We start from the raw sequence: 12,365 nt of genomic DNA on the forward strand, positions 1-12,365 counted from the left end.
AAATTTTCATTAATTAAAATTTTTGCAACGACAAAAGAAATGATGTATTTTATTAATTGTATATTTTTGATTGATAAATTATTATTAGAAATTATAAATTTATTTGGAGCTTGGAGCTTGGAGCTTGGAGCTTGGAGCTTGGAGCTTGGAGCTTGGAGCTTGGAGCTTGGAGCTTGGAGCTTGGAGCTTGGAGCTTGGAGCTTGATATATTATATATTAATGTTATTATATGTCAATATATAAATAAAAAGGCTTAAGTTGTTATTAAACTCAAGCCTTTTATATTTTATATAATTAAATTTTTAATTATTTATTTTTCTTGATTTTTCTTGTATTCTATAGCTTCATGCACTATAGGAATTAAAGTATCAAAATCTAATGGTTTTTCTATGAGTCTGAATACTCCCTCTGCTATTATCTCTTTTACCATTTCAGTATTACCATAAGCTGTAATTATTATAATAGGTATAGAGCTTTTTCTTTTTTTCATCTCTCTAATAAGAGCAAGCCCAGTCATAGAAGGCATAAGCAAATCTGTGATTATAACATCAACAGGATTATGTTCTAATATAGTTATTGCTGATTTACCATTTTCTGCTGTAACAATTTCAAAATCATGAGGTTCAAAAGTGTATGTTATAAGATCCCTAATAGGTTCTTCATCATCTACAGCAAGTATTAAAGGTTTACCATTAATCATATTTTACCCCAATTATTATTAAATATATTTAGATAATCTGTAAAGAACATTTTTTTTGCCTAAAAGTTCACATATATGAGATAATTCGCTTCCAGCAGAACTTCCTGTCAATACATATCTTATTGGGTGATATAGATTAGGACCTTTTAATCCTGTTTCTTTCTGTGCTTTCTTGATTAATGCTTTCATGTATTCATCAGTAATTTCATCAGTATTTTCTATATCATTTTTGATGAATTGAAGAAGTTTTTTGCTTTCTTCTTTGTTTACCATTTCTTTCATTTCATCAGTAAGCTCAAAATCATTTTCAAAGAATACAGGAACATACTTTACAATGTCGGATAAAACAACACAGTTATGTCTTATAACAGAAACAAGTTTTTTAGCCCAAGCATGTTCTTCTTCTGTGTAATTTTCTTTCAAGAATCCGCCATTAACTAAGTATGGTATAAATAACTCTGTAACTTCATCTAAATTCATATTTTTTATATGCCAAGCATTCAAGTGTCTTAATTTAGCAGTATCAAAAATAGCAGGACTTTTAGAGAATCTGTCCAATTTGAAAGCTTTAATCATATCATCATCAACCATAGTTTCCATAGCTTCTGGGTGAGTCCATCCAAGTAAAGCTAAGAAGTTTCTCATAGCTTGAGGAAGATATCCTTCATCTTTGTATTCCATTAAAGTAGCTGCACCATGTCTTTTTGATAATTTCTTTCTGTCATTACCAAGTATTGAAGAAGTATGTGCAAATCTAGGAACTTCAGCACCTAATGCCTCGTAAATAAGTATCTGTTTAGGAGTATTTGATATATGGTCTTCTCCTCTTATGACATGTGAAATTTTCATAAGCATATCGTCTATAACAACAGCATAGTTGTAAGTAGGGAAGCCGTTTTCTCTTACTATTATGATATCACCTATTTCATCACTGTTAGTTTTTACTATTCCTCTAACAAAGTCATCAAAAGTTACTATTTGATTCTTTGGTACTCTGAATCTTATTTTAGCAGGTTCTCCGTTTGCAACTCTTCTTTTAGCCTCTTCTAAAGGTATATCTTTACATTTACCATCATAAATAATAGGCTGATTAAGAGTTCTCTGCATATTAGATTTTTTTTCTAATTCTTCGGAAGTACAAAAACAATAGTATGCTTTTCCTTCTTCCATAAGTTTTTCAGTATATTTTTTATATATATCTAGTCTTTCAGACTGAAAATACGGACCATAATCTCCGCCAACTTCAGGGCCTTCATCCCAATCTATACCAAGCCATTTTAATGATTTTATAGCCATATCAACAGCTTCTTTAGTGCTTCTTTCCTGATCTGTATCTTCTATTCTTAGAATTAATTTTCCTTTTATAGCTTTGGCATATAACCAGTTGAATAATGCAGTTCTAGCATTTCCTATATGTAAAAAACCTGTTGGAGATGGAGCGAAACGAACTCTGATTTCCGACATAATTTACTCCTTGATTTTTAAACTTGACCTATTATACATTAAAATAAATAAATATCAATTAATATAACAGTTTTATGCAAAAATAAATTTTTAAGCAAATTTAATAATTTTTTGTAGTATATGTGTTGTATGTGAATAATTTTGTATTTTAATTACTAATATATGAATATTTTTAATATAAAACTTGAAATATTTTTGTTAATATAATATAATAAGCTGCAATTCTATATTTGGTGTATTATGAGCAATATTGTTGTTATTACAGCCCCTTCGGCAGCCGGCAAAACTACTTTAATAAAAAAGTATATGGCGAATCATTCTAATGCAGTTTTTAGTGTTTCTTATACCACTAGACCTAAAAGAGCAAATGAAGTAGACGGTCAGGATTATTATTTTGTAGATAAAGAAAAATTTGAACAGATGATAAATGATGGCGATTTCATAGAATGGGCATCAGTTCATGATAATTATTATGGAACTTCATTCAAAGAATTAGAAAAAGCTGATGATGAAGATAAAATATTGATACTTGATATAGATATTCAAGGTGCATTATATATAAAAAGCAAGGGAATAGATGCTAATTATATATTCATAACCCCTCCTTCTATGGAAATTCTTAAAAAAAGGTTGGAAGATAGAGGAACTGAAACTGAAGAAAGCATAAAACTCAGAATTTGGGATGCTAAAAGAGAATTAGAATATAAAGATAAATTCGATATCATTATAGAAAATGATGATGTTGAAGAAGCTTATAAAAAATTAGAAGAAGCAATCAATTCAAAATTATAAATAAATTTAAAATTATATATATGGAGTTTAATATATGGGTATAATACCGTTAGAGAAACTTATAGAATATAAAGGAAACCGCTATGAACTCAGTAAAGCTATGATAGAATTAGCTAAAAATGGCGGTACACTTCTTAAAGGTGAAACTAAATACAGAGGCGGAAAATATATACCTACTGTTATGAAAAACATACTTGACGGAAAAATTAAGTATGAATATGAAGAAGGTGTAGATATGACTGTAGATGAAGAAGCACCTTTTAAGCATTCTGAAGTTGCTTATGACGAAAGTGAATATGCTTCAGAAGATGATTCTTCAGAAGAAGAAAATGATACTGAATATGCAGTTGCTGATACAGACGATGCTGATGATGATTTCGATGATGACTATTCAGAAGACGAAGAAAAATCAAAAAAGAAGAAAAAATCTTCAAAGAAAAAAGATGAATAATAAATAGTGAAAAATATTGTATTTATATCAGGAGCAACAGCTTCAGGTAAAAGCAGTTTTGCTCATAAATTAATAGATAACTATTTCAATAATGCCGCCATAATATCTATAGACTCTATACAAGTTTATAGATATATGGATATAGGCTCTGCCAAACCCTCCCCAGAAGAAATAAAAAAATATAATTACAAAATGGTTGATATATTAGAACCTTCTGTCAATTTTAATATAAAAGAATACCTTGATATATTTAAAAATGTAATAAATAGTATAGATAATGTGCCTATATTCGGTGTAGGAGGTACAGGTTTTTATATTGATGCTATAAAATATGGTATTTTTGATGAGGAAAATGACAATCAGGAATCTTCTCAAAAAATAAGAAAAGAACTTTATGAAAGAATAGATAAATATGGTCTTGAAAGTTTGTATTCAGAGCTTTTGAATATTGATAAAGAAGCAGCAGAAAATATAGACAGATTCAATGCAAGAAGAGTTGTAAGAGCTTTGGAAGTTTATTATAATACAGGAAAAAAATTCTCAGAATTAAAAAAGTTAAGAAAACCTGTAGTTAATTTGGATTATTTAAGCTATGTCATTGATATAGATAGAGAAACTCTTTATGATAATATTAATAAAAGAGTTGACATAATGTTTGAAAAAGGCTTGCTTGACGAGGTGAAAAAAATTATTGATATGGGAATAGATAATAGTTATACATCAATGCAGGCTATAGGTTATAAAGAGATTTATGATTATTTAGTCAATGAATCTATGAGTTTAGGAGATACTATTGAACTTATAAAAAAACGTACAAGAAATTTTGCTAAAAGACAATTAACTTGGTTCAGACGTGAAGAGCATAGAAGAATCAATGAAAATGATTTAGAAAAAGTTGCTGAAGAAATAAAAGCCTTTTATAATATTAATTAAATATTTAATAAAATCTATAATTCATAATCTAAAAGATGAAAATATTTTTTTGAATAAATTTTCTTTTGGGTTTAGTCTTTTTAAATTTCTCTTTGCAAATATAAATGACGGATCCAATTCTAATGATTTAGAATAAGCGTTTTTAGCATCTTCTTTTCTTCCGATATGTTCTAAAGCATATCCATAATCATTCCACATCATAGCATTAGTAACATTCAAATGTATGAATTTTTCGTAATAATTGACAGCTTCTTGATATTTCTTTTCTCTTAAATATGCTTCAGCTAAAAAATTTTGTAATGGAGAAATTTGAGAGCTTTCTATATCATAATTATTTATCAATTCTTCTAATTCTTTTATAGCTTTATCATTAAAACCAAGCATTAAATTACTTATTGCTGATGGATATAAAAATAAAATGTCATTGATATTTTGAAATTTGTCTTTTATATTAAAAATATTTTCTTTGATGTAAATGATATCATTGTAACGCTGTAAATAAAAAAGTTTATCAACTGTAACTGCACATAATTTTAGGAAATTATCAGCATCATTATCATTTAAATTTTTAAATATATTTTTAATTTCTTTTAAAGCTTTATTGCAAACAGGATTATTATTATTTGAATTTTCTATTTCTTTTATTAATTCTTCTATGTTTTTATTTATATTATTCATAATTTTTTATATTAAGATTATTATTTTTATTTAAAAACATTTATTTTAATATTTAGTAATAATATTTTTTAATTAAATGAATTTTATTTTTTATAATTTATTATGTTTATTAATATATACTGAAAATTAAGGTTTTTAATATGAATTATGATAAAGCTAAAGAAGTTGTTGATTTATTAATACAAAGAGGATTAAAAGTAACATCAGCAGAATCATGCACAGGCGGATTATTTGCAGCACATATAACATCGGTTTCAGGTTCATCAGGATGTTTTGAAGGCTCTTTTGTAACATATTCCAATGAAATTAAACATAGAATGATAAATGTAAGAGAGGAAACATTAGAAAAATATGGTGCTGTTAGTGAAGAATGTGTTTTAGAGATGGCGGAAAATAGCCGAAAAATTATGAAAAGTGATATAGCAATAGCAATAAGTGGAATAGCAGGTCCTTCCGGAGGAACTGATGATAAACCTGTGGGCTTAGTATGGATATGTTTAGCGGCAGAAGGCTATATTAAAGCTTATAAGAATATATTTTCAGGAGATAGACAAGAGGTAAGAGAGCAAAGTGTAATGTTTTCTTTGAATTTAATTGAGAATTTCATAAAAAAATGTTAGTCTATAATAACATTGATATCAAATAAGGCAATTTAACAAAAAAAGATAAAAAGTCCATTATAAATTCAAAAATATTATGTTTACTTGTTGACAAAAATAATTATGTAAACTAATATTCATAAAAAAGAAAAATAGTTATGTAAACTCATTAATAAACATAATTTTTTATAAAGTAAACATAACTATATCCGATAAATTCTAAAGATAACTTTTATTAGGTGGTTTCTAATGCAGGACTTTATAAATAAATTAACAAGTCAAATAAAAAATATTTTTGCTAAGACAACAACATTGCAAAAAGCCGTATTAATAGGTATTTTAGTAATAGGTCTTGGGGCAATAATAGCAACAATAATGCTTACATCAAGAAGAACAGGAACATTATTGTTTCAGCAGGCATTGACTCAAGAGGATGCTAGAAATGTTATAGCAGTATTGGATGCTAATAACATAAGATATCAATACAGAAACGGATTTATCACACTTAATAGCGAGGCTGATAAAGCTAAAGCAGAATTAGAATTGGTAAAAGAGGGCAGAATGCCTACAGGAGTTGACGGATGGGAATTATTTGATGCTCCTCGTATTGGTATAACAGATGTTGAGCTTGATATTAATAAAAGAAGATCTTTAACTAAAGCTATAACTCAGCTTTTAACTAAATTAGATTTCGTTCAGGAAGCTACAGTAGATTTAGCATTTCCTAAGAAAGAATATTTAACAGATATAGATTCACCTGTTACAGCATCAGTAGTTATTAAAGCACAGCCTTTCAAAGAGGAAGTATTAAGAGATCCAAAAACAGTAAGAGGCTTGCAGCAATTAATAGCTATGGGCGTTGATAAATTAAAACCTGAATTTGTAACAATCACAGATAGTACTGGATATGTATTAACTGATTTTACAGATGAAGCTGCTAATTTAAAATTAAAAGTAGCTCAGGAAGAGTTGAAAATAGTTGATAGAGAAAGAAAGAAAATTGAAAATAAAATAAGACAAACATTGGGGAGAATATATACTAACAGAGTAGAAACAACAATAGCATTAGAACTTATTTGGGACGATGTTAGTATAACAAATAATTTAGTTCTTCCTATAATATTAAAAGAAGATGATCCAGCAACACCTTATGATGACAGCCAATTTACTAATAAGGTTCAGGTATCTACTCGTACAGTTACAGAGGATTGGAAAGGACAGCAGTTCATACCTCAAGGTGCTGCAGGTGCTGAAGAAAATGTACCTCCGGGATATAAAGATAAAAGCGACAGATGGCAGACATATACTAAAACTGATTCACAGGATAACTATGAATTAAGCAAAAGATATGAAGCTATTAAAAAGGGAAGTTATCAAATAGGAAAAATATCTGCTGCAGTTGCTTTGGACGGAAGATGGACTAAAGCTTATGACCAAAACGGAGACCCTATAATAACTAATGGAAGTTCTTATGTAAGAGAGTATCATCCTGTAACAGCAGAAGAAATAAGAAATGTTACTTCTTTAGTACAAGCTGCTATAGGTTATGATTTGAAAAGAGGCGACCAAGTAAGCGTAACACATATTCAGTTTGACCATTGGGATAGATTCAATGCTGAAGATGCTAAACTTATGAGAGATAGATTTATAAGAAAAACATTGATAATAACAATGATTTCTTTATTAATATTATTCGTATTAGCATTAGGAATAAGAGCTATACAGAAAGAGCTTGCTAGAAGACGCAGACTTAGAGAAGAAGAGCTTGAACGCAAACAGATGGAAATGCGCAGACAGGCTATGATGAATGCTAATGAAGAACCTATAAGCGAAATGAGTTTAGAGGATGCAGCACGTAAGAAACTTATGGATGAAGTTATAAGAGTAAGTCATGAAAGACCTGATGATGTTGCACAGTTGTTGCGTACTTGGATGGCTGATGATAAAAGCTAATTAAAGTTAAATGTAAATAATAAAATTGAGTATAATAAAAACTAGGAGTATAAATTATGCCTGCAGAGAAAGAAAAAGATAAAAAACAACGAGTGCTAAGCGGCCGTCAAAAAGTTGCTATATTTTTAGTATCTCTTGGAATGGAAACTTCAAGTGAAATATTTAAACATTTGAGAGAGGAAGAAATAGAGCAGATAACATTTGATATTGCCAGACTTGAAAATATAGAATCCGCTGATAAGGATGCTGTATTTAGAGAGTTCCAAGAGATGATGATAGCTCAGGACTTCATAACTCAAGGTGGTATAGATTATGCAAGAGACTTGCTTGAAAGATCTGTGGGCAGTCAGAAGGCTAGCGATATAATCAATAGATTAACTTCTTCATTACAGGTTAGACCTTTTGATTTTATACGCCGTACAGACCCTGCACACTTGCTTAACTTCATACAAGGTGAGCACCCTCAAACTATAGCACTTATTTTGGCTTATTTGGAAGCACAAAAAGCTGCTAGTATATTGGGAGCTTTACCTACAGAGATTCAGCCTGATGTAGCTAAACGTATCGCTATAATGGACAGAACATCTCCAGAGGTTTTAAGAGAGGTTGAAAGAGTACTTGAAAGAAAACTTTCTACTCTTGCTAGTGAAGACTTTACTTCTGCCGGCGGTATAGATTCTATAGTAGAAATCATTAACAGTGTTGACAGATCTACTGAGAAAAGTATTATCGAGAGTTTGGAGGAAGACGATCCGGAACTTGCAGAAGAGATCAAGAAACGTATGTTTGTATTCGAAGATATCGTATTGCTTGACGACAGAGCTATACAGAAGGTACTTCGTGAGGTTGATTCAAGCGACTTGGCTAAAGCACTTAAGAGTGTTGATACAGATGCTCAGGATAAAGTTTACAGAAACATGTCCAAACGTGCTGCCGCATTGCTTAAAGAGGATATGGACTTTATGGGACCTGTTCGTCTTAAAGACGTTGAAGAGGCTCAGCAGAAAATCGTTAATATCATCCGTAAGCTTGAAGAGCAAGGTGATATTGTTGTTGCTCGTGCCGGTGAAGATGAAATGGTTGTGTGATTTTTTAGGATAATAATTATAAAAATAATTGGGAGTAAATTATGCCAGAAAAGGTTTTTAAATCCAGAAGTATTGTTGAACTTACTCAAAAAGTTAATATTGCAGTACCTCATCATAAATCTCAGGAAGAACTTGATTATGAGGAATCTCAAGAGGAATATAGAGGCCCTTCCATTGAAGAAATTGAAGCTGAAATTGCAGGTCTTAGAGCTCAATGGGAAGAAGATTTAAGAGATATGAGAAGAAAGGCTGTTGATGAGGCAGACAGAATCATTGAAGATGCTAAAACACAGGCTTTTGAGATATTTAAATCTAAGCAAAATGAAGCACATGTTATTTCAGAACAGGCTAAAGTTGATGCTTCAAGAATAATACAAGATGCTAATGCTGAAAAAGAAAGAATACAAAGTGAATCAGAATCTATAAAAGATGCTGCATATAAAGAAGGATATGCAAAAGGTTATGATGAAGGTTTTGAAAAATCTTTCTCTGACAGTAATAATGATTTAATAAAATTAACAGAAAAGATGAAAAAAATCTTAGCTGAAACTATTAATAAAAGAAATGAAATAATAGATGCAGCAGAAGCTCAGGTTATTGAGGTTGCTGTACTTATAGCTAAGCGTGTTGTAAAAATGCTTACTGAAAGAGATAAAGGTATTGTTATTAGGAATATTCAGGAGGCTTTAAGAAGAATTAAAGGCAGAACTAAAATCACTATTAGAGTTAATATTGATGATTTGGAAGTTTCTGCAAGACATAAAGATGAATTTTATCAAATGCTTGATAAGATTGAGGGCGTAACAGTATTGGAAGACCCTAATGTTGATGTTGGCGGTTGTATGATAGAAACAGACTTCGGCGATATAGATGCTAGAATAAATACTCAATTGAATGAAATAGAAACTGCTATTAAAGAAGTAGAACCTATTAAAGGTTTCTAATTATACTATAATTTATTTTAGGGCTTGATGATATTATGATAAAAGATGAAAATATAGATTTTGATAAAGAAGTAAAAAAGACATTTGAAAAATATAGAAAAGTAGTTGATGATGTAGCTTTATTAAAATCTTATGGTAAAGTTAAAGAAGTTATAGGTTCATTGGTTATTAGTGAAGGACCTTTCTGCAAACTTGGAGATATGTGCCGTATATATATGAATGATGACACTTATCTTGATGCAGAGGCTATAGGTTTTAGAAATCAAGATGTTCTTCTAGCTACTTTTGGACCAGTTAATGGAATAACTTTCGGTAATATGGTTTATTCTTTTGAAAGACCATTATCCGTTATGTGCTGTGATGAAATATTAGGAACAGTACTCGATGCAAGAGGAAAACCGCTTGCAGGAGGAGGACATAATTTTTATGAAACTCCTATTCCAGTTTCTCATAATGCCGTAAACCCAATGAACAGACCTAGAATAAAAAAACATATACAAACAGGTGTAAGAGCTATAGACGGACTTCTCACTGTTGGACAGGGACAGCGTATGGCTATAATGAGCGGTACAGGTGTTGGTAAGTCTACACTTTTATCTATGATAGCTAGAAATACTAATGCTGATGTCAATGTTATTGCATTGATTGGTGAAAGAAGAAGAGAAGTAAGAGATTTTATAGAAAGAGATTTAGGAGAGGAAGGATTAAAAAGAAGTGTATTGGTAGTTGCTACAAGTGATGATGCTCCGCTTTTGAGAGTGCGTGCTGCATATACTGCTACTACTATAGCTGAATATTTCAGAGATAAAGGCAAAAATGTAATGTTTATGGTTGACTCTGTAACACGTTTTGCTTTGGCACAAAGAGAGATAGGACTTTCAAGAGGTGAACCCCCTACAACTAGAGGTTATACTCCTAGTGTATTCTCTGAACTTGCTAAACTTTTGGAAAGAACTGGTACTTCAAATAAAGGTTCTATAACAGCATTTTACAATGTATTGGTAGAAGGTGATGATTTGGACGAACCTATTACAGATGCTGTTAGAGGTATATTAGACGGACACATAGTTCTATCTAGAGATTTGGCTAATAGAGGACATTTCCCTGCTATTGATGTTAATAAAAGCATATCTAGGATTATGAATGAAGTAGTTTCTAATATGCATAAGAGAGCAGCAAGAGAATTTTTAAAAATGAGTGCTGACTATAATGAAGCTAAAGAACTTATAATGATAGGCGGTTATGCTAAAGGAAGTATGCCTGAGGTTGACAGGGCTATTGATTATAAGCCTATGATGGATAGATATTTACAGCAAGATGTATATGAAGTTTCAAGTTTTGCTGATAGTAAAGAGGCTCTTTTATCTATGTTCTATTCTCAGGAAGAGATAGAAGAGGATTTAGTAAATAGCGGCGACGTAAAAAAAGCAGCTGACAGAACAGATATTTCCGACAATGTAGAATATGCTAATGATGTTGTAATATTGTAGAAAAAAGATAATATAAATTGTTGGTAATATTATGAAGAAATTTGATTTTAAACTTGAGCCTTTATATAAACTTAGAAAAAATATAGAAAAGCAAAAACAAGCTGAAGTGGCTGAGGTTTCTGCTCTATATAATAAAGAAAGAGATGGAAAAGATGACTGCATTTCAAAAATCAATGATGGTATAAGAATCGTTGATAGTATGGAAGATAATAATGAAATGCTAACTATGAGTATTTATCTTGGAGAATATATAAGTGCTTTGAATTCTCAGATAGCTATTCATGAAGATAATATGGCTGAAATAAGTGTTGAACTTAGGAAAAGGCAGGAAGTTTTACAGGAGGCTTCAAGGCAGAGAAGAGCTGTTGAACTTTTAAAAGAAAAGAAATTATTAGAATATAAAAAATTAATGAATAAAGAAGAACAGGCTAAGCTAGATGAATGGAAGAAAGAATATGTTTCTAGCGATGCTTATGAATATTGATAAAATTAAGAGGTATTATTATGATAGAGTCTGTACAAAGAATACATGCCAGAATAGGTGAGATTCAGGACACTTTTAATAAATTAGGTTTCGCTCCTATTAATACTCAGCTTCCTACTAAACCTTTTGCAGAGCATTTAAATGAGGCTATGGCTGAAAATAATACTGAAAACAAAGTAAATAATATTGATGGTTCTATTGTTAATGATACAAATAAAAAATTAGATAATGGAAAAGTAATTAGCGGAGATACTTCTTCTGATGCTTTCAAAGGAAATATATCTTTTGGCGTTTATGATGGTGCTACAAATAATTTTGCTAAGGCTATAAATGCTTATAAAAAAGCTTCAGTAGAAAGTTTTCCTACTAAATATGATGATATAATTAAAGAGGCTGCTGAAAAATATTCATTACCTGAAAATTTGATAAAAGCAGTTATAAAGCAGGAATCAAATTATGTACCTACTGCTGTTAGTAATAAAGGTGCTGTTGGTTTGATGCAGATAATGCCTCAAACAGGTGTTGGTTTAGGTATCACAGATAAAGAAATGCTTAAAGATCCATATACTAATATAATGGCTGGAAGCAGATATTTATCACAGATGTTAAACAGATATAATGGAAGACTTGATTTATCTTTATCTGCTTATAATGCCGGACCTGCTTTGGTAGACAGATTACAGAGAATTCCTAATATAGAGGAAACTCAAAACTATGTTAAAAACATTATAGGATATATAAAGTAAGTTAACATATTACTTGACTTTTTTATTCTGTAATTTTATAATA

14 protein-coding genes are annotated in these 12,365 nt (G+C 30.4%); 11 read left to right on the plus strand and 3 right to left on the minus strand.

From position 1 onward, the window contains the following. The first annotated feature begins 39 nt into the window (after positions 1 to 39). Positions 40 to 243, plus strand: coding sequence for a hypothetical protein (locus tag BINT_RS14665; protein ID WP_148258781.1), 204 nt, complete (start codon positions 40 to 42; stop codon positions 241 to 243). Between the two features lie 67 nt (positions 244 to 310). On the opposite strand, the gene BINT_RS05450 is transcribed toward BINT_RS14665, so the two are convergent. Beyond that, entirely contained in the window at positions 311 to 700 is a 390-nt protein-coding gene (locus BINT_RS05450) for a response regulator (RefSeq protein ID WP_014487551.1), read from the minus strand. An 18-nt stretch (positions 701 to 718) separates the two neighbouring features. Further along, positions 719 to 2,164, minus strand: coding sequence for a glutamate--tRNA ligase (gltX, locus tag BINT_RS05455; protein WP_014487552.1), 1,446 nt, complete (start codon positions 2,162 to 2,164; stop codon positions 719 to 721). Between the two features lie 240 nt (positions 2,165 to 2,404). Between gltX and gmk the strand changes: the two genes are divergently transcribed. Genes gmk through miaA form a run of 3 tightly spaced genes read left to right on the plus strand, consistent with a single transcriptional unit; the run spans position 2,405 to position 4,340 of the window. Further along, positions 2,405 to 2,956 (plus strand): guanylate kinase, encoded by a 552-nt coding sequence (gene gmk, locus BINT_RS05460; protein ID WP_014487553.1) that lies wholly within the window; start codon positions 2,405 to 2,407, stop codon positions 2,954 to 2,956. A 34-nt stretch (positions 2,957 to 2,990) separates the two neighbouring features. Continuing rightward, a complete protein-coding gene (locus BINT_RS05465; protein WP_014487554.1) occupies positions 2,991 to 3,407 on the plus strand; it encodes a DNA-directed RNA polymerase subunit omega in 417 nt (138 codons plus the stop codon). Between the two features lie 6 nt (positions 3,408 to 3,413). After that, on the plus strand, positions 3,414 to 4,340 hold the full coding sequence (gene miaA, locus BINT_RS05470) for a tRNA (adenosine(37)-N6)-dimethylallyltransferase MiaA (RefSeq protein ID WP_014487555.1): 927 nt from the start codon (positions 3,414 to 3,416) through the stop codon (positions 4,338 to 4,340). A 21-nt stretch (positions 4,341 to 4,361) separates the two neighbouring features. Here miaA and BINT_RS05475 read toward each other — a convergent pair whose 3' ends face one another. After that, on the minus strand, positions 4,362 to 5,018 hold the full coding sequence (locus BINT_RS05475) for a tetratricopeptide repeat protein (protein WP_014487556.1): 657 nt from the start codon (positions 5,016 to 5,018) through the stop codon (positions 4,362 to 4,364). Positions 5,019 to 5,158: 140 nt separating this feature from the next. On the opposite strand from BINT_RS05475, the gene BINT_RS05480 reads away from it, so the two are divergent. The 7 genes from BINT_RS05480 to BINT_RS05510 all read left to right on the plus strand — a co-directional run bounded on the left by BINT_RS05480 (position 5,159) and on the right by BINT_RS05510 (position 12,322). Next, positions 5,159 to 5,638, plus strand: a complete 480-nt coding sequence (locus tag BINT_RS05480; protein WP_014487557.1) for a CinA family protein — start codon at positions 5,159 to 5,161, stop codon at positions 5,636 to 5,638. 228 nt (positions 5,639 to 5,866) lie between these two features. After that, positions 5,867 to 7,570 carry a flagellar basal-body MS-ring/collar protein FliF gene (gene fliF, locus BINT_RS05485; RefSeq protein WP_014487558.1) on the plus strand — a complete coding sequence of 568 codons (1,704 nt, stop codon included), beginning with the start codon at positions 5,867 to 5,869 and terminating at the stop codon, positions 7,568 to 7,570. A 56-nt stretch (positions 7,571 to 7,626) separates the two neighbouring features. Beyond that, a complete protein-coding gene (gene fliG, locus BINT_RS05490) occupies positions 7,627 to 8,658 on the plus strand; it encodes a flagellar motor switch protein FliG (protein WP_008724563.1) in 1,032 nt (343 codons plus the stop codon). A 41-nt stretch (positions 8,659 to 8,699) separates the two neighbouring features. Next, positions 8,700 to 9,602: a flagellar assembly protein FliH gene (fliH, locus tag BINT_RS05495; protein ID WP_012670212.1), complete on the plus strand. Its 903-nt coding sequence runs from the start codon at positions 8,700 to 8,702 to the stop codon at positions 9,600 to 9,602. Positions 9,603 to 9,637: 35 nt separating this feature from the next. Further along, on the plus strand, positions 9,638 to 11,092 hold the full coding sequence (locus BINT_RS05500) for a FliI/YscN family ATPase (protein WP_014487559.1): 1,455 nt from the start codon (positions 9,638 to 9,640) through the stop codon (positions 11,090 to 11,092). 31 nt (positions 11,093 to 11,123) lie between these two features. Next, positions 11,124 to 11,576: a flagellar FliJ family protein gene (locus BINT_RS05505; protein WP_014487560.1), complete on the plus strand. Its 453-nt coding sequence runs from the start codon at positions 11,124 to 11,126 to the stop codon at positions 11,574 to 11,576. Positions 11,577 to 11,596: 20 nt separating this feature from the next. Next, positions 11,597 to 12,322: a lytic transglycosylase domain-containing protein gene (locus BINT_RS05510; RefSeq protein ID WP_014487561.1), complete on the plus strand. Its 726-nt coding sequence runs from the start codon at positions 11,597 to 11,599 to the stop codon at positions 12,320 to 12,322. The last annotated feature ends 43 nt before the right edge of the window (positions 12,323 to 12,365 follow it).

Origin of the sequence: Brachyspira intermedia PWS/A (assembly GCF_000223215.1) — a bacterium.
In the GTDB taxonomy this organism is placed as follows: domain Bacteria; phylum Spirochaetota; class Brachyspiria; order Brachyspirales; family Brachyspiraceae; genus Brachyspira; species Brachyspira intermedia.